The 17,487-nt window shown below is 45.9% G+C and carries 15 protein-coding genes; 6 read left to right on the top strand and 9 right to left on the bottom strand.

Annotated features, from left to right (window positions below; all coding sequences use genetic code 11):
- Nucleotides 1-299: 299 nt before the first annotated feature.
- The 3 genes from AB6E54_RS11745 to ftnA form a co-directional block, all read right to left on the bottom strand.
- Nucleotides 300-1,493 carry an NAD(P)/FAD-dependent oxidoreductase gene (locus AB6E54_RS11745; protein ID WP_017060150.1) on the bottom strand — a complete coding sequence of 398 codons (1,194 nt, stop codon included), beginning with the start codon at nucleotides 1,491-1,493 and terminating at the stop codon, nucleotides 300-302.
- Between the two features lie 250 nt (nucleotides 1,494-1,743).
- Nucleotides 1,744-2,067, bottom strand: coding sequence for a universal stress protein UspB (uspB, locus tag AB6E54_RS11740; protein WP_004735557.1), 324 nt, complete (start codon nucleotides 2,065-2,067; stop codon nucleotides 1,744-1,746).
- 68 nt (nucleotides 2,068-2,135) lie between these two features.
- Nucleotides 2,136-2,663, bottom strand: a complete 528-nt coding sequence (ftnA, locus tag AB6E54_RS11735; RefSeq protein ID WP_004735556.1) for a non-heme ferritin — start codon at nucleotides 2,661-2,663, stop codon at nucleotides 2,136-2,138.
- Nucleotides 2,664-2,852: 189 nt separating this feature from the next.
- Here ftnA and uspA point away from each other — a divergent pair, with 189 nt between their 5' ends.
- Both uspA and AB6E54_RS11725 read left to right on the top strand, forming a co-directional pair.
- The gene (uspA, locus tag AB6E54_RS11730; protein ID WP_004735555.1) at nucleotides 2,853-3,287 is read left to right on the top strand and encodes a universal stress protein UspA; all 435 of its coding nucleotides are present in this window, start codon (nucleotides 2,853-2,855) and stop codon (nucleotides 3,285-3,287) included.
- 52 nt (nucleotides 3,288-3,339) lie between these two features.
- A complete protein-coding gene (locus tag AB6E54_RS11725; RefSeq protein ID WP_102332584.1) occupies nucleotides 3,340-4,218 on the top strand; it encodes a carboxylate/amino acid/amine transporter in 879 nt (292 codons plus the stop codon).
- Between the two features lie 165 nt (nucleotides 4,219-4,383).
- Here the strand turns inward: AB6E54_RS11725 and AB6E54_RS11720 are convergent, their stop codons facing one another.
- From AB6E54_RS11720 to AB6E54_RS11710, 3 genes are all read right to left on the bottom strand, one after another.
- The gene (locus tag AB6E54_RS11720) at nucleotides 4,384-4,959 is read right to left on the bottom strand and encodes a hypothetical protein (protein WP_102332583.1); all 576 of its coding nucleotides are present in this window, start codon (nucleotides 4,957-4,959) and stop codon (nucleotides 4,384-4,386) included.
- 141 nt (nucleotides 4,960-5,100) lie between these two features.
- Nucleotides 5,101-5,880, bottom strand: a complete 780-nt coding sequence (locus AB6E54_RS11715; RefSeq protein WP_004735552.1) for a class I SAM-dependent methyltransferase — start codon at nucleotides 5,878-5,880, stop codon at nucleotides 5,101-5,103.
- 172 nt (nucleotides 5,881-6,052) lie between these two features.
- Nucleotides 6,053-9,175, bottom strand: coding sequence for an EAL domain-containing protein (locus tag AB6E54_RS11710; protein WP_372105894.1), 3,123 nt, complete (start codon nucleotides 9,173-9,175; stop codon nucleotides 6,053-6,055).
- Between the two features lie 126 nt (nucleotides 9,176-9,301).
- Here AB6E54_RS11710 and asnC point away from each other — a divergent pair, with 126 nt between their 5' ends.
- Entirely contained in the window at nucleotides 9,302-9,766 is a 465-nt protein-coding gene (gene asnC, locus AB6E54_RS11705) for a transcriptional regulator AsnC (protein ID WP_008218581.1), read from the top strand.
- Between the two features lie 91 nt (nucleotides 9,767-9,857).
- On the opposite strand, the gene prlC is transcribed toward asnC, so the two are convergent.
- Complete coding sequence (gene prlC, locus AB6E54_RS11700) at nucleotides 9,858-11,900, bottom strand: oligopeptidase A (protein WP_372105859.1); 2,043 nt, start codon at nucleotides 11,898-11,900, stop codon at nucleotides 9,858-9,860.
- Between the two features lie 279 nt (nucleotides 11,901-12,179).
- On the opposite strand from prlC, the gene AB6E54_RS11695 reads away from it, so the two are divergent.
- The 3 genes from AB6E54_RS11695 (at nucleotide 12,180) to AB6E54_RS11685 (ending at nucleotide 14,944) form a co-directional block, all read left to right on the top strand.
- Nucleotides 12,180-13,019 carry a 23S rRNA (adenine(2030)-N(6))-methyltransferase RlmJ gene (locus AB6E54_RS11695; RefSeq protein WP_137002170.1) on the top strand — a complete coding sequence of 280 codons (840 nt, stop codon included), beginning with the start codon at nucleotides 12,180-12,182 and terminating at the stop codon, nucleotides 13,017-13,019.
- 187 nt (nucleotides 13,020-13,206) lie between these two features.
- Nucleotides 13,207-14,562, top strand: coding sequence for a glutathione-disulfide reductase (gene gorA / locus AB6E54_RS11690; RefSeq protein WP_017070093.1), 1,356 nt, complete (start codon nucleotides 13,207-13,209; stop codon nucleotides 14,560-14,562).
- A 130-nt stretch (nucleotides 14,563-14,692) separates the two neighbouring features.
- Complete coding sequence (locus AB6E54_RS11685; protein WP_017067233.1) at nucleotides 14,693-14,944, top strand: DUF6482 family protein; 252 nt, start codon at nucleotides 14,693-14,695, stop codon at nucleotides 14,942-14,944.
- Between the two features lie 92 nt (nucleotides 14,945-15,036).
- Here the strand turns inward: AB6E54_RS11685 and AB6E54_RS11680 are convergent, their stop codons facing one another.
- On the bottom strand, nucleotides 15,037-16,278 hold the full coding sequence (locus AB6E54_RS11680; protein WP_136977240.1) for an NADH:ubiquinone reductase (Na(+)-transporting) subunit B: 1,242 nt from the start codon (nucleotides 16,276-16,278) through the stop codon (nucleotides 15,037-15,039).
- Nucleotides 16,279-16,476: 198 nt separating this feature from the next.
- Nucleotides 16,477-17,439, bottom strand: a complete 963-nt coding sequence (locus AB6E54_RS11675) for an SPOR domain-containing protein (protein ID WP_372105856.1) — start codon at nucleotides 17,437-17,439, stop codon at nucleotides 16,477-16,479.
- Nucleotides 17,440-17,487: the final 48 nt, after the last annotated feature.

The raw sequence follows: 17,487 nt of genomic DNA, 5'->3' as shown, positions 1-17,487 counted from the left end.
TACTGATGCTTATGGTTGTTCAGTGTTCCATGAGATGTGAGGTGCGTTAACAGCTTAGCGTTAGATAGGAAATTATTGCGGGTTTAGATTTGAAAGTTAAATTAACCGTGAAGCATATATGTTATCCAAACTAGGCTCTAACAACTCAGAGCCCAATAAAGACGATTACAAATTGAGTTTTGGTTTGAAAGTTGAAATTTAGTCACCAAAGAAACTAAATGTAAGAATGCAAAATAGCTACTCTCGAGGGATAATTAGTGGCTGTCACTATTAAGAGACAAACCTGTTGTCTGTCACTCTTAAACCCACTGGCCTGCTGCAAAGCCAGAGCTCCAGCACCATTGGAAGTTATATCCTCCTAACCAACCTGTTACGTCCATTACTTCACCGATGAAGTAGAGGCCAGAAACCGTCTTACATTCCATGGTTTTTGAAGATAGATGATTGGTGTCCACACCGCCTAGAGTCACTTCCGCTGTTCGGTAACCTTCCGTGCCGTTTGGTGCAATTTTCCAGTTCTCTAGATGCTCTACAATGTCATTCAGCTGCTTTTCGTTGAACTGCTTAAGCGGCTTGTCTTCCAGCTCTTTACGATCAATCAACACTTCCACAAAACGCTTTGGTAATGCTTTCGCTAAGGTGTTTTTCAGGCTCTGATTTGGGTGCTTCTCGCGAGAGTTAGCCAGCAACTCAGCCACATCCACTTCTGGTACTAGATTAATCGAAACCGATTGACCCGCTTTCCAGAAAGAAGAAATTTGCAGTACTGAAGGACCCGATAGGCCGCGGTGAGTAAACAGCAACGCTTCTTTGAATAAGGTGCCGTCTTGCGCGGTGATCTCGGCAGGAATCGCGATTCCTGAAAGCTCAGCAAAGGCTTCTTTGTCTTCTTTATGCAGAGTAAATGGCACCAAACCGGCTGTAGTCGGCATCACAGACAAGCCAAACTGCTCGGCAATCTTATAGCCAAATGGCGTCGCACCTAGTTTCGGCATCGATAAACCGCCCGTCGCCACGACAAGTGAGTCACACTCAACTTCGTCGGTATTAAGGTGCATCTTAAAGCCAGCGTCTGTTTTTTCGATGGAGTGAACATCACAACGGTAGCGCTGTTCAACTTTCGCCTGCTTACACTCTTCAAGCAACATGCTCACGATGTCTTTTGCAGTATGGTCATTCACACAGAACAATTGGCCGTGGTCTCGCTCTTCGAACTCAATACCGTACTTGCTCACCATCGAGATAAAATCCCAGTTGGTGTATTGAGATAAGGCTGACTTCACGAAGTGAGGGTTGTTACATAGGAAGTTGTTGGCTGAAACATCATAGTTGGTGAAGTTACAACGGCCGCCACCTGAGATTAAAATTTTTCTGCCTGGTTTCTTTGCATGATCAACCACCAGCACTCGTCGGCCACGTTTACCCGCTTCCGCAGCACACATTAAGCCCGCGGCGCCCGCACCAATTACGATTACATCAAACTTTTCACTCATTGGGGTTCTGCTTTCTTCACTTTTGCACCTCGAGTACGCCCTGTTCTCGAAATGCCATCAATAAAAAAGGATGTGCATAAACAGCACATCCTTACTAATTGCTCGCTATTCTAGCGGCAATTTTAAACTTTGCAATTGATGTTCAATTGTACAATTTGCAGACAGCAGCAAAACCACTACTTGGCTTAGCGAACCAACAACCGAAGCTTTACACCAAAACCTAAACTCTACTTCACACGTACTAAATAACTTAGACGATGAAAGAAGAAAGCAACGTTACACCCAGCAGAGCGGAAGAAAGTATAAACAACTGTCTTACGCGATCACACTTCGACATAAACACTTCGTCGTGGTGATGGTGATACTCTTTGCTTTTGATGTAACTAAACAAGCGAACCTGTTTGGTCATATTGCCATGAGTTGTGAAGAATCCACCTCCGTCTACTTGTTGATAAAGTAGAGGATGTGCTTCTCGCATTATATAAATGAGTGTTCTTAGCGCAGTAAAATATCGCGCCCAGTTCACGCAAGTCACAACCATTAGTGCAAATAGAATAGTGTCGCCGCTGATCATCCTTTCCTCCCTACATCTTCATAAGAAAACTCAAAAGAAAAAGATAATCAGTGTCTTTCCCGTACTACCTAAACGGCAGGAGCTTCCATAATTGAAGATGAACCATCTTTTGCCAATTGCGCTAGGTCTTTATCAATAAAGAACAGTGCTTTACCGTCTTCACCAACAAGCTCTAGCTTATCCAATACACCTTTAAACAACTTCTCTTCTTCGTGTTGCTCTGCAACGTACCATTGCAGGAAGTTAAAGGTTGAGTAATCTTGTGTGCTGAAAGCAACGTGAGCCAGTTTGTTGATCTTTTGAGTAATCATTTGCTCATGTTCGTAAGTTTCACGGAACACTGCACCAAGGCTATCAAATTCATGTTTTGGCGCTTCAATCGCACCTAGAATTGGCATTGCACCTGTTTCACTTACGTAAGTGAAAAGACGCTGCATATGTTCCATTTCTTCTACTGCATGAACACGCAGAAACTCTGCTGCACCTTCAAATCCTTTGTCTTCACACCAAGCACTCATTTGTAAGTATAGATTGGATGAGAAAAATTCTAGGTTAATTTGATCATTCAGTTGCTCAACCATAGTTTTTGACAGCATTTAAGACTCCTAATTACATCCTCAATTTTCTCTACTATATCACTATTTAATGAATATCTCGCAGGCCATTAGTTAACCAATATTTCGAGCTGTCATTACGCAAGACAGTGGATATGAGATCACTTCAGCAAAAAAAGCCATCGCATAGTGCTAATCTTAAATCAGACAATGAATAAAGGAGGTAGCGATATGAGTTACAAACATATTTTGGTCGCGGTCGATTTATCAGAAGACAGCAAATTAATTGTGGATAAAGCGGTAGCATTGGCTAAGCCATTGGAAGCCAAAGTCTCTTTTATCCATATCGATATTAACTACGCAGAGCTGTATACCGGCCTGATTGATATCAACATGGCAGAAACCCAACATAACGCGATGGAAGCATCTCGAGTTCAGCTGCAAAATTTTGCTGAGCATGCTCAATACCCAATCACCCATACCTTAGTGGGCAGTGGCGATTTGAGTCATGAGCTGTGTGACACCATCAACGAGTTCAATGTTGATTTGGTGGTTTGTGGTCACCATCAAGACTTCTGGAGCAAGCTACTTTCTTCAACACGACAACTGATCAACGCCTCTCCGGTTGATATGCTGGTCGTGCCTCTAAGAGATTCAGAAGACTAATGAATTAAGGTTAGGTAACATACGGCTCATATCTTATTAACGAAGTTTTACTATGAGCTATTTAGCTGGTGTTACCCTCCTATGGGCCTTCTCCTTTAGCCTGATCGGCGTTTACCTTGCTGGTCAGGTTGATGCTTGGTTCTCTGTACTGATGCGTGTTGCCCTTGCCGGTATCGTGTTTCTTCCTTTCCTTAAGTTCCGTGGCGTCTCGCGTAAGCTGATCGCTAAATTGATGGCCATTGGTGGCATCCAGCTTGGCTTAATGTACTGCTTCTACTATCAGTCTTTCTTGCTGCTATCCGTTCCTGAAGTCCTTTTGTTTACCGTTTTTACCCCAATTTACGTCACGCTTATTTATGACTTCCTCAAAGGGCAATTCTCTCCGTGGTACTTAGTGACTGCGGCAATTGCGGTATTGGGCGCGGTATTCATTAAATTTGCGGGCATCAATGAGAACTTTTTAGTTGGCTTCCTCGTCGTGCAAGGCGCGAACCTGTGCTTTGCTATCGGTCAGGTGAGTTACAAGGTGGTGATGGAGAAGGAATCGACTGAATTACCTCAGCGAACCGTATTTGGTTACTTCTACTTGGGGGCGTTATGCGTCGCTTCCGTTGCTTTCATGCTACTGGGCAATCCAGAGAAGCTGCCAACCACCACTCTTCAATGGGGAATCCTGATCTACCTTGGCTTGATTGCTTCGGGGCTGGGTTACTTTATGTGGAATAAAGGCGCGTGCATGGTCAATGCTGGCGCACTGGCTGTGATGAACAATGTCTTAGTTCCAGCTGGCCTTGTGGTGAACATCCTGATTTGGAACAGAGATGTCGATTTGGTTCGATTGTCTATTGGTGGTGCCGTTATCTTGTTCTCTTTGTTCGTCAATGAGACGTGGGTGAAGAAGCGTGTTGCGAGAGATGCTAACAATGCCTAGTGCGTTAAGCTAACAAGCTGTATTTAACTAATAAGCTGTATTTAACTAATAAGCTTTGTTTGACTAGCAAGATTCTTATTTAAAATAATACCCAGAAAGCAAAAGAGCGACCGTAGGTCGCTCTTTTTAAATCATCTGTGTAGCAATAAGCTCTTCGAATTAACTTCAGTGGATGTGATTGTGGCTCACCACCTGAGTCTTACTTTCAGTGAAGGCAACGTCATCAAGTTGTAGGTTGATGCGTTCCAGGTCACTTTCCAGTTTTTGGCTTTTCTTAAACAGCTTTTGCTGCTTCTTAATCATCTTCGCGAGCTTTTTGTTGTACTTCTCTTGTTTCTTCGCCGCTTTCTTCGCTTGTTTGAGTTCAGCTTTCTCATCGCCGCTCGCCTTCCCCATCAGTTTTTTCAGCTTGGCTTTTTTCAACGCGACTTTATCCGCTTTTTCTACGATAGCAGGATCAAAGATTTGTACCGTTGGCTCAACGCTGTCCATTACCTCGATAAGAGAAACTTCTGGAGTTGGCAATGTTTCAGCAAGTAGACCACACGCGACTTTTTCTTCAGCGGGTTTATTCTGACAATCAATCGGTGGGATGGCTGTTGGTTTGCATAGATTCGCTTGATCCGACGATGAGCGCGCACAAGAGCGGCACACGAACTTTGGTTCAGTGACCAAGCTGTGGATTTCTCCCAAGTGTTCGGTGATATCTCGACGGTTTAACTTACAAAAGCGTTTAGCCATGCTACAACTCCAGCTAAGAATAATAATGATTCTTAGTTAGATATACATCCGTAACGCGACTATCGCAAGTGTTAAATAGTGATTTATCGTATTTATGACGGGAAACTTTCTTAGCGTGTCTCTAAGTTATTGATGTCTTAACTAGGTCATTGATGCTTTCACATAGACATCAAAACGGTTCTTTTTGGTTTCGATCGCCATGCTCGGCTTTTGCTCATCTAACCATGCTGCGTAATCCGGCCTTTTGACCACAACTCGCTTAGATGCGAGTTTAAGGGCTGGTTGCAATAAAGCATCAGCATCCATATCGGCACCCACCAATGATTGGAATACACGCATCTCTTTCTTAACCAACGCCGATTTCTTCTTGTTCTCAGGATGCGGGTACATTGGGTCTAGGTACACCACATCAGGCTGTTCGAAGTTTGGATCGTTGCTGAGTTTATCTAACGCATCGTGACTTGAAGCGTGAATCAACTTCATACGTTCAGTTACCCAACCACCGATGTCAGGGTCTTGCTGAGCTCGCTGCAAGCCATCATCAAGCAGTGCTGCCACAACAGGGTGACGCTCGACCATTTGCACCTTACAACCTAGAGAAGCCAACACAAACGCATCGCGCCCTAAGCCTGCAGTACCATCAAGAATAGTTGGCGTTGCGCCTTTGTTTAAACCAGCTGCTTTGGCAATCGCCTGACCTTTACCACCGCCAAACTTACGTCGGTGACCAACTGCCCCTCCGACTAAATCAACAAAGATAGCGCCAAGCTTCGGTTCATCGACTTTACGTAACTCAAGTCGCTCGCTAGTCAATACCAAAGCGAAATCGCTGTTTTCATCATGAGATAAATTCCAACGGGTCGCTAAGTCATTTAGATGATCGATTTGGGTAGCATCTTCGCAAATCAGTTGTAGTTGCAAGGTCGTCTCCAACAGACAGTAGTATTCAAAACAAAAGAGGCAACCAGTTTACCTGATTGCCTCAACAATACATATTAGCGGTGCAAACTATTAGTAGCTCTGAAAGCTATTAGCACTACAAACGATTAGCACTGCTAGTGCTAAAGAATACTCATCGTGCAGCTTGGTTCAGTTAATCCAAGAACTCTAACGTTCGCTCTTTTTGTAACTCTTCAACGAGCTCAGCAAGTGGTTTAGGTCGGCCTATGATGTAACCCTGTGCGTAGTTCACACCAAGTTCGATCAGCTTGTCGATTATCTGGGTATTTTCAACAAACTCAGCCACCGTGTGTTTACCCATCTGCTTAGCTAAATCATTGATCGAGCGAACCATCACATGGTCCATCTCGTTGACAGCAATATCACGCACAAACAAGCCATCGATCTTCACGATGTCGACCGGCAGTTTCTTTAAGTAACCAAACGACGATAATCCAGAGCCAAAGTCATCCAGTGCAATCATACAGCCAAGCTCTTTGATTCCAGTAAAGAACTTGATCGCCTGCTTCATGTTACTCATCGCAGCCGTTTCGGTGATCTCTAAACAAATCTTATGGCAAGGCACTGACGAGTTAGCCAAGCTTTCAATCAAGAACTCTACAAACTCCCGATTACCCATCGAGTGGCCAGAAAGGTTGATAGAGCACATTCCAAGTTCATCAATCACCTTTGGTCGATGTTCCAACCAAGCGAGCGTTTGACTGACAACTCGGCGGTCAATCAAATGCGCTATGTTATAGCGCTCTGAGGCTGGCATGAAAATCCCCGGGGAGATGTATTCACCTTGGATATTCTTGATACGAACCAAGATTTCGAAGTGCATTTTCTCGCTGTTTTTATCTAGGCCAAGAATGCGCTGAGCAAACAACTCTAAGCGATCATTAGCTAAAGCCTCATGCACTAGATTGACGCATTCCATCTCTAGGTGACGACGACGCAGGTCTTCATCATCTTGATGGTAAAGGTTGTAACGGTTACGCCCTTCCTCTTTAGCAGCATGGCAAGCAGCATCAGCCTGAGCGTGTACCATCTGTGGTGAGGCCGCAGTATGGTCAATCAATCGGATACCAATGGAGCTGGTAAGATTAAGGCGAATATCACCCCACAAGAATGGGTTCTCACTCATCGTCGAGATAATACTGCGACACACATTCACCGCATCTCGCTCAGTACAGTCTTTCATTAATACTGCAAATTCGTCACCACCCATTCGCGCTAACACGGCATTGTATGGCAGAACCTCTTCCAGCAGCTTGGCACTAAACATGATTGCGGCATCTCCCGCTTCATGCCCCGCTGTATCGTTCAAGACCTTGAGTTGGTCTAAATCCAAGAACAGCATAGCGTGAGTTCGCATGTGGCTCTCAACCTCTTTGAGCGCCTTTTGCAGCTCTTGCTCAAAGTGGTTACGGTTAAACGTGTCCGTCAGCAAGTCATAACGAGCTTGATATTCTAGCTTTTCAGACAACTCACGAGTTTCGGTAATGTCTTCTCCAACAATCAACAGCTGATCAGACTCCACCAACGGGCGGATATTTTCACGAATCCAGCTCTTGCTGCCGTCGGCATGTCGATATTCGATATCACGACGCCACACACCACGAATCTTATGCTGAGGTTGCAGCAAGATATGACGAGGAATCATCGCGTTCTCATCAACATAGAATTCTCTAGGGCGATGGCCCAACAACTGATCGAGAGGGTATCCCAAAAGCTCTTCGGCAAACTGGTTCACTTGTTGAATGCGATTATTGCCATCGAGCGTAATCATCATCACCGGCTGTTTGTCGTAATACAGCTTCAAGTTTGCTTCACGTTGGAACAGCTTATTCTCAGCAAGCTTACGTGAGGTCACGTCGCGCGCCTCAAAGAGAAACTGAATGTCTTCGTCTTCACTGCCCGGCATCGGCTTCAATGAAATATCCAACACCATCGCACCGCGATCTCGACACCACACCTCGGCTTCAAATCGTAAGGCTGGGTGCTCACTTTTTGCGATGAAATATTCGGCTAGCACTTCTCGCGCAGAACTTTCCCAATGTTGGTGTTGTTGCAGCGGCGTTCCCAGTTTATAGCCTTGATTATAAAGCAGCTCATGTAACTTGCTGTTACTCGACAGCAGCACGCCACCCTTATCAATGATGCCCATAAATTGCAGGCTCTGATCAAATATCGACTCCAACAGTCGTTGGCTTTGGCGACTTGCACGTTCGCTCTTCTTCAGACGGTTAAGGTAATACACCAACACCGCGATAACACACGACATGCTCAAGAACATTAAACCGATGGTGCGAATTTCATCGCGATAGCGCATTAAGAATGACTTCGGCTTATTGAGGAAGGTTACTGAGGCTTCATTCTCTGCACCCAAATCCCAACGTGAGATCTGTTGGTAATCGAGTTTGATTTCTGGCGCGCCAGCAACCACCAATGGCAATGGAGCCTTAGGATTGTTCAGCACGCTCAACAGCACGCGCCCCGTGTCTCGACCTTGCGTTTCTCCACTGTGGATCACGCCACCAATCGCACCAAACCCAAGTCCTAAATCATGCACAATATACAATGGCATCTGAGTTTTTTTGTTGAGCTGACGCCAGTCTTCTTTGCTGCTGACCCGACCATTGATGTCGCGGTAGTAGGCCCAGAACAACAAGCTTTTAGTTAGATCAGCGCGTTGCGCGAACGTCATCAGTTCTTGATAAGAATCAGGCGTATATTGCTCCACCATCCCAGAAAACTCAGGGCGTTTTTGTAGAAATAAATCCACTTGAGCGCGAATAGCTTCACCCGTTACCGAGTGATCGGTAACCACGTAAACTTTTTTAACCGTCGATTGAAGTCGATTGATCAGCTCAATATTGCTCGCCATCTCAATATCTTCAGTGATACCGGTTGCGTGCAAGCCTTCAATCATTTGCGGAGAAAAATTGTTGATGCCACCAAAAATAACGGGCGTGCCATTGAGTTCGGGCGCTAAGCGTTTCATCAGATTGAGGGCGTTATTATCACTGACGACTACAGCGGCAAACTCTTCATGCGACAGCTTAGTGCGGTATAGCTGATAAATTCGCTCTAAGTATTCAGCGTTTTGAGTTCGCTTGGTATCGAGATAAACAACCCGGTAAGATAACCCATCGCGATCGAGCTCATCAGATAGTCCTTTATGGAAATCATCTGTCCAGAAAAAGCCTTGATGATAAGAGTGAATAACCAACACATCTTTTGCCTGAGCTGAAGCAAAAACACTCCAACACATCACAATAAAAAATAACGAAAATCGCACTGAATTCACCCTAACCCTATAGTTACTGCTAATATTATCACCCTTGGCTATGATGTGTACTCAAGCCGGTATGTTTTTCATTCAACCTAAGGATTATGCATGTCCACAACCACAGCTCGTCTAGATGATCTAGACCGTGCCATTCTCAAAACCTTGATGGAAGATGCACGAACTCCTTACGCTGAAATGGCAAAGCAGTTCGATGTCAGCCCTGCGACGATTCACGTTCGCATCGAAAAGATGAGATCGGCAGACATTATCGAGCGAACGGAAGTTGTGGTAAACACCAAAAAACTGGGTTACGACGTGTGTTGCTTTATTGGCATCAACCTTAATGCTGCCAAAGATTACCACTCGGCGATCGCTAAGCTGAATGCCTTAGACGAAGTGGTTGAGGCGTACTACACCACTGGTGCTTACAATATCTTTGTAAAGCTGATGTGTAAGTCGATAGAAGAGCTGCAGTTTGTATTGATCGATAAGCTGCAAGCGATCGATGAAGTTCAGTCGACAGAGACACTGATTTCATTGCAGAACCCTATCAACCGCAATGTGAATCCATAACATTGATTCGCCTTGCTTGGCATAACGCACAGACAAAAAAAGAGCCTCTAACTAGAGGCTCTTTTCGCAATAAACTAGATAGTTACCGTGATTATGCGTTGATTCCCGCGTGGCGCAGCATTGCGTCGATTTGTGGCTCACGACCACGGAAGCGTTTGAACAGCTCCATTGGCTCTTCACTGCCACCCATTTCAAGGATGTTGTTCAGGAAGCGATTACCCGTTTCAGTGTTGAAGATACCCTCTTCTTCAAATGCTGAGAACGCATCTGCCGATAGCACTTCTGCCCACAGGTAGCTGTAGTAGCCCGCGCTGTAACCACCAGCAAAGATATGACCAAAGCTGTGTGAGAAACGGTTCCAATCTAGGCTTGGCAGTACCGACACCTTAGACTTAACATCCGCTAGCGTTTCTAGTACGCGAGCACCCACTTCAGGGTCGTATTCTGTGTGTAGCGTGAAATCGAACAAACCAAGCTCTAGCTGACGCAGGATAAACATCGCAGATTGGAAGTTCTTCGCCGCTAGCATCTTCTCTAGCATCTCTTTTGGTAGCGCTTCACCCGTTTCGAAGTGACCAGAGATGAACGACAGCGCTTCTTCTTCCCAACACCAGTTTTCTAGGAACTGACTTGGTAATTCAACCGCATCCCAAGGCACGCCATTGATACCCGCAACTGCGCCCGCTTCTACTTGCGTCAGCATGTGGTGGATACCGTGACCGAATTCGTGGAACAAGGTCACCACTTCATCGTGAGTAAACAGTGCTGGCTTATCACCAACTGGCTTATTGAAGTTACACGTTAGGTAAGCAACCGGGGTCTGTAGCTCGCCAGATTCGGTAATGCGACGACCACGACAGTCATCCATCCAAGCGCCACCACGTTTGTGTTCACGTGCGTATAGATCTAGGTAGAATCTACCACGCAGTGTTCCAGTCGCATCAAAGATATCAAAGAAACGCACTGACTCATGCCAAGTGTCTACGCCTTGACGCTCTGTTACCGACATACCAAACACGCGGTTCAGTACCTCAAACAGACCTGAAACCACATTAGATTCTGGGAAGTAAGGACGAAGCTCTTCATCAGAGATCTCGAACAGTTTCTGTTTTTGTTTCTCACTGTAGTAAGCGATGTCCCACAGGTTTAGCTCAGAGACACCAAATTCTTTCTCAGCAAACTGGCGTAGCTCTTCAACTTCTCGCTCACCTTGCGGTTTGGCTTTTACTGCTAGGTCGTTTAGGAAGCCAAGCACTTGGTCTGGCGTTTCTGCCATCTTAGTCGACAGTGATTTTTCGCTGTAAGTACTGAAACCAAGCATGCGCGCGATCTCGTGGCGCAGCTTAAGTTGCTCGGTGATGATCTCAGTGTTGTCCCACTTACCTGCGTTTGGACCGCGATCTGAAGCGCGCGTTACGTACGCTTCATAAAGCTCTTTACGCAGTTCTTGGTTATCACAGTAGGTCATCACAGGTAGGTATGATGGGATATCTAAAGTCAGTAGGTAGCCTTCTTGCTCTTTAGACTCAGCCGCCGCTTGAGCTGCCGCCAGTGCTGATTCAGGCATACCTGCCAGCTCAGCTACGTCTGTGATCTGCTTGCTCCAACCCATGGTTGCATCAAGCACGTTATTTGAGAATTGAGAGCCTAACTCAGACTGGCGCTTGCTGATCTCGCCGTAACGATGCTGTTCATCTGCAGGTAAGCCAATGCCCGACAATTCAAAGTCGCGCAGTGCGTCGGTAATAGTTTTTTGTTGAGCTCGGTTCAGTGCAGAGAATGCTTCACTCGCCTTGATCGCTTTATACGCTTCGAACAAGCCTTTGTGTTGGCCAACCCAAGTGCCGTATTCAGATAGCACAGGTAAGCAGCTCTCATACGCTTCACGCAGTTCGTCACTGTTCACGACAGAGTTCATATGGCTTACAGGTGACCAAATGCGACCTAAACGATCATCCACTTCTTCAATTGGAGCAACTAGGTTGTCCCAGCTTGGTGAAGTATTACCTTCAAGTACTTGTTCTATCTTGTTGCGACACGCTTCAATCACTTGCTCAACTGCAGGCTTTACGTGCTCTGGCTTGATCTGTGAAAACGGAGGTAAGTCCGTGAAGGTTAATAGCGGATTAGACATATAAACATTCCTTTGGCTTTAGAGACTTTCGTCTTTTTTGTAATGAGGTCGTCTTACAGTCATCAGGCTAAAGTTCGCCCTAAAAAATCACCTGCGAATAGTTATTAAATAGTGCCCAACAAGGCAAATTTCAATAGTAGAACCAATAACTAACTGCATATTGCTAGCGACTGTTCCTGAATTGTTCGAGAATTTATGGTCCATTGAGGGTTATAATAGTCTGATTAATCCCACCTACACTAACCACACTCTAATTCGAGAGTGTTACGAGAGTTTAATTTGTTAAGTTATCGCCACAGCTTCCACGCAGGTAACCATGCCGACGTAGTAAAGCATATCGTACAGAGCCTTATTCTTAATTCTTTGAAACAAAAGGATAAGCCTTTTGTTTATCATGACACTCACTCTGGTGTAGGTCGTTACGACTTAACGCATGAATGGTCTGAAAAAACCGGTGAATACAAGCAAGGTATTGCTCGTGTGTGGGAGCAAACAGACCTTCCTGAAGACATTCAAAGCTACCTTGAGTCTATTTCCATTCTCAATAATGGCGAGAAACTGCGTTACTACCCGGGTTCTCCACGTGTTGCACGTGCACACCTGCGTGACCAAGACCGCATGGTACTGACTGAGCTTCACCCAGCCGATCACCCGCTGCTTGAGCAAGAGTTCCACCGCGACCGTCAGGTATCTATCTACAAAGAAGATGGCTTCCAACGCTTAAAAGGCAGCCTGCCACCAAAAGAACGTCGTGGTTTAGTACTGATCGACCCGCCTTACGAGCTGGCAAAAGAGTACCGTGATGTCGTGACTGCAATCGCTCAAAGCCACAAGCGCTGGGCAACCGGTATCTACGCAATTTGGTACCCGGTAGTAAATCGCTGTGATATCGAAGATATGATCGAAGGTCTCGAAGGCTTAGGCATCAACAAGATTCTACAAATCGAACTTGGCGTATCACCAGACACCAACGAGCGTGGCATGACGGCATCAGGCATGATCGTGATTAACCCGCCTTGGAAGCTAGAAAGCCAAATGAAAGAGATTCTTCCATTCTTGAAGGAAGCAATTGCGCCAGCGACCGGTCACTTCAAAGTAGAGTGGATCGTACCCGAGTAATCTCGAGTCCACATCATAGACTGAAGAATCTTCAACAGACTGTGATGTGGACGAATAAATTTTAAACAGGGAGATTGAGTTCAACCGATCTGCCCTCAATATAATAATTAGACAATTTAAGAATCTATAGGACGTAGGTATCCAGTGCTCTCACTGTGACTACAACCTTCAATAAATGGAGAAAGTAATGGCGACTCATTTTGATTACATCTGTATCGGTGGCGGTTCAGGCGGCATCGCATCGGCTAACCGCGCAGCTATGCACGGTGCAAAAGTTGCACTTATCGAAGCTCAAGACCTTGGTGGTACTTGTGTAAACGTTGGTTGTGTTCCTAAAAAGGTAATGTGGCACGGCGCTCAAGTCGCTGAAGCAATCAACCTATACTCTGAGGACTACGGCTTCGACGTTGAAGTAAAAAGCTTTAACTGGAGCAAGCTGATTGAAAACCGCCAAGCGTACATTGGTCGTATCCACCAATCTTACGACCGCGTACTAGGTAACAACAAAGTAAACGTAATCAAAGGCTTTGCTAAGTTCGTTGATGAAAAGACAGTTGAAGTGAACGGTGAACACTACACAGCAGATCACATCCTGATCGCGGTAGGTGGTCGTCCAACAATTCCAAACATCCCAGGTGCAGAATACGGCATCGACTCAAATGGCTTCTTCGACCTAATGGAGCAACCAAAACGCGTTGCGGTTATCGGTGCTGGCTACATCGCAGTTGAGATCGCAGGTGTACTAAGCGCACTAGGCACAGAAACACACTTGTTCTGTCGTAAAGAATCTCCACTACGTAGCTTCGATCCAATGATCATCGAAACGCTAGTAGAAGTAATGGAAGCAGAAGGTCCAACACTTCACACGCACTCAGTGCCTAAAGAAGTTGTGAAAGAAGCGGATGGCACACTGACTCTACACCTAGAGAACGGCAACACTCAAAACGTTGACCACCTAATCTGGGCTATCGGTCGCCATCCAGCAACTGACGCTATCAACCTAGCATCAACTGGCGTTGAGACGAACGATCGTGGCTACATCAAAGTAGACGAGTTCCAAGCGACTAACGTTCCTGGCATCTACTGTGTTGGCGACATCATGGAAGGCGGTATCGAGCTAACTCCTGTAGCGGTTAAAGCAGGTCGTCAGCTTTCTGAGCGTCTATTCAACGGTCAAACTAACGCAAAAATGGACTACAACCTAGTTCCTACTGTTGTATTCAGCCACCCACCTATCGGCACGATTGGTCTAACGACTCAAGAAGCTGAAGAGAAGTACGGCAAAGACAACATCAAGGTTTACACATCTGGCTTCACTGCGATGTACACAGCAGTAACCAAGCACCGTCAACCTTGTAAGATGAAGCTAGTATGTGCTGGCGAAGAAGAGACTGTCGTTGGCCTACACGGCATCGGTTTCACGGTTGATGAGATGATTCAAGGCTTCGGCGTTGCAATGAAGATGGGCGCAACCAAAGCAGACTTCGACTCTGTTGTGGCGATTCACCCAACGGGCAGCGAAGAGTTTGTTACGATGAGATAATCAACGTCTTAGTTGAGCTCTCTTTAGAAGCAGGCCTTGTGCCTGCTTTTTTTATGCCCGCTTTGAACCTTGGTTCTCGATTCGACGTAACACAAATATCCACCTATCTAGATCAGCAATGGAGTTTGTGATGAATCTACTAATCGAATCATTTGAAGGCGGGATCTACTTGGCTTACCAAGTTATTGGCGAGCAAAAGCAATTAATTAAAGATGACCACCAGCATCCTATGAAGTTTTTGAGTGTAAACCAAGCACGCGATCATTTTAGTGACCAAGGCGTAGCATCAGCAATGTTGGTTCATAACAGCGCCTACGACGAGATGTGCGGTGAGCATTGTGGTAGCACACAGCCTTTCGAGATTGATTTGAAGTGGAGTTAAATCAACCTCAAATCAATCGCGATAAAAATTGAAAGGCTTGCATCAATGCAAGCCTTTCTTATGGGAGTCACTTTCACTTTTAATCACCTAGATTAGCGCGATGTCCGTTTAAGTCTTCGTTTAATGTTCTGCTCTTTCACTACAAAGTCGAATAGCGGAGCGAACAGGTTGGCGAACAAGATAGCCAGCATAATGCCCTCTGGGTAGGCTGGATTAAGCACTCGGATGCCGACCGTCATTACACCTATCAAGATCCCGTAAGCCCACTTACTCTGATTGGTAAACGCGGCAGAAACTGGATCGGTTGCCATAAAGAAAGTACCAAAAGCAACACCACCCAACACAAAGTGCCAGTAAAACGGCATCGAAAACATCGAGTTAGTATCCGACCCTATCCAGTTCAGTAAACTCGACGTCACGACAAGGCCGACAATCACACCGGCGACAATGCGCCAAGACGCTATCTTCATCACAATCAAAATCAACCCCGTCAGCATGATCAGCAGTGACGACACCTCACCCATCGAACCTGGAATATTACCGATAAAGGCATCCATCCAGGTGATCGCCTCGCCAGTCATGTTATTGATGAGTGACGTGCTGCCGCCTTCATACCATTGACTCAGCGGTGTCGCGCCTGAATAGCCGTCAGCGGCAACCCACACAAGCCCACCCGACATGTTGGCTGGATAGGCGAAATAGAGAAACGCGCGGCCTGCAAGGGCTGGGTTCAAGAAGTTTCGTCCTGTACCACCGAACAGCTCTTTGGCGACAACGATACCAAAGGTGATACCTAAAGCGGCTTGCCAAAGCGGGATGGTTGGCGGGAGGATGAGTGCAAACAGCACAGAGCTAACAAAAAAACCTTCATTAACTTCGTGCTTACGAACGACAGCAAACAGTACCTCCCAGACGCCACCTACTACAAACACCGTGGCATAAACGGGTAGGAAATAGAGTGCACCAAGCAACATCTGACTTGCCCAGCCACTTGCCATCAATGACTGCGCATCACCAAATGCCCACGACAGACGCCAGCTACTCTCGATAACCGAGGCAAGTTCATTTAATTGATAACTGGATGTGAGTGCGAGAACGCTTTGGTGTCCGACGTTATACATTCCCCAGAACATTGCCGGGAAGGTCGCCAACCACACCAGAATCATAATGCGCTTTAGGTCAATGCTGTCACGAACATGGGTTATGCCGCGGTTTACGTTTCCGGGTGTATAGAATATTGTCGCGAAAGCTTCATACACTGGGTAGAGCTTTTCGTACTTACCACCGGCTTCAAAGCGTGGAGCCACGTCTTCTAATCGTTTTTTTAAACTCATAATCTCAATCACCTTATTGCTTGAGTTATGGTTTTCTACGCATCAGCCGCGCTATTTGAACAATTTTTAACGATTTTTAATCAAATTCGTCTTGAAGAACGAGTGTCTAAAAGTCGAACCGATGTCGAAAAAGAGAGGCGTATAAACAACAAAGCCCCAGCAATGGCTGAGGCTTATTTGGTTTGGTAACGGTCGTCGTTACTTAACGCACATCACATTAAGCAATGAAGAACCTTTCAACTGGTTGACGTTACCGTTGGTAAACAGACCTTTCTTATCTGCGCCCCAATAAGGGAGATGCATTGGCCAGTTCTGTTTTTCCATAACCTTTGAGCTCAAGATGCTTTGCCATTGCTTCTCACTCATCAGCTTCATGTTGACCTGATTACACACCAATTCAGCGCTATCGTAATCTAGGCGGCTCCAAGGCTTGCCTTGCTCCATATAGAACTGCTGCTGATGGTCTAGGAGGTAAGGAATAGCATATTGGTTGCCCGACACATTGGCTGTCACGCGAATTTCGATTTCTAGATCGTTGTCTGTACTCGCATTACCGCTTGGTAGCGTCTGAATAGCGGCAGCACTCGTTACCGCAGCCGCTTGCTTAACCGCCACAGGTTTCGGTGCAGGCTTAGCTTCTACTTTTGCAGGAGCCTTGTGCGTCACCGCTTTTGGCTCTGCTGGTTTTGCCACAATAGGCTGTGATGAGGTTTTCGACTTATCGACCATACGAATAAAGGCTTCACCGTAACCAGAAACCTTACGCACCTGAGCTAGGTCTTTTCTCGCATCAGAGAAGGTAGAATAAGGTCCGATTAAGCAACGGTAGTCTCCGCCTTCCGGCTTCATCCAAACGTTGGTCGAGATCTTCTCATACAGAGGCTTTGCTCGGCTCAGTGACAAAGGCTTGTTCAGCAGGCCACATTGAACCCAAAACAGTTCGTTATCTGAATGACGTTTTGGTGCTTTACTGCCCCACACGCCCTTACCGATCGGACATGATTGCTCTAGCTGTGGTAATTGGTTGGTGCTTGCCTGAGTTGCATCACATAGAACCGACTCTGCATTCACTTGGCTCGATACCAAAAGAGATGCAGCGATAAGTCCCATACGATAATTTCTCGTCACAGCACGACATACAGCATTCATTGTCAATTTCATAACCACCACTTAAACCCTTACGGGTTAATTATTACCGAATCAATGTCG

Source organism: Vibrio sp. 10N.247.311.49 (assembly GCF_041467655.1).
Taxonomy (GTDB): Bacteria; Pseudomonadota; Gammaproteobacteria; order Enterobacterales; family Vibrionaceae; genus Vibrio; species Vibrio crassostreae_C.
Note: the sequence above shows the minus strand (reverse complement) of the source record. Positions and strands in the feature narration are given on the sequence as shown.

Bases quoted from the DNA above. Each gene is read 5' to 3' on its own strand.
- prlC (WP_372105859.1), bottom strand. From the start codon at position 11,900: ATGTCTAATCCGCTATTAACCTTCACGGACTTACCTCCGTTTTCACAG.
- AB6E54_RS11720 (WP_102332583.1), bottom strand. From the start codon at position 4,959: ATGGCTAAACGCTTTTGTAAGTTAAACCGTCGAGATATCACCGAACAC.
- AB6E54_RS11710 (WP_372105894.1), bottom strand. From the start codon at position 9,175: ATGTGTTGGAGTGTTTTTGCTTCAGCTCAGGCAAAAGATGTGTTGGTT.
- AB6E54_RS11745 (WP_017060150.1), bottom strand. From the start codon at position 1,493: ATGAGTGAAAAGTTTGATGTAATCGTAATTGGTGCGGGCGCCGCGGGC.
- gorA (WP_017070093.1), top strand. From the start codon at position 13,207: ATGGCGACTCATTTTGATTACATCTGTATCGGTGGCGGTTCAGGCGGC.
- AB6E54_RS11725 (WP_102332584.1), top strand. From the start codon at position 3,340: ATGAGCTATTTAGCTGGTGTTACCCTCCTATGGGCCTTCTCCTTTAGC.
- AB6E54_RS11680 (WP_136977240.1), bottom strand. From the start codon at position 16,278: ATGAGTTTAAAAAAACGATTAGAAGACGTGGCTCCACGCTTTGAAGCC.
- asnC (WP_008218581.1), top strand. From the start codon at position 9,302: ATGTCCACAACCACAGCTCGTCTAGATGATCTAGACCGTGCCATTCTC.
- AB6E54_RS11685 (WP_017067233.1), top strand. From the start codon at position 14,693: ATGAATCTACTAATCGAATCATTTGAAGGCGGGATCTACTTGGCTTAC.
- uspB (WP_004735557.1), bottom strand. From the start codon at position 2,067: ATGATCAGCGGCGACACTATTCTATTTGCACTAATGGTTGTGACTTGC.
- AB6E54_RS11675 (WP_372105856.1), bottom strand. From the start codon at position 17,439: ATGAAATTGACAATGAATGCTGTATGTCGTGCTGTGACGAGAAATTAT.
- uspA (WP_004735555.1), top strand. From the start codon at position 2,853: ATGAGTTACAAACATATTTTGGTCGCGGTCGATTTATCAGAAGACAGC.
- ftnA (WP_004735556.1), bottom strand. From the start codon at position 2,663: ATGCTGTCAAAAACTATGGTTGAGCAACTGAATGATCAAATTAACCTA.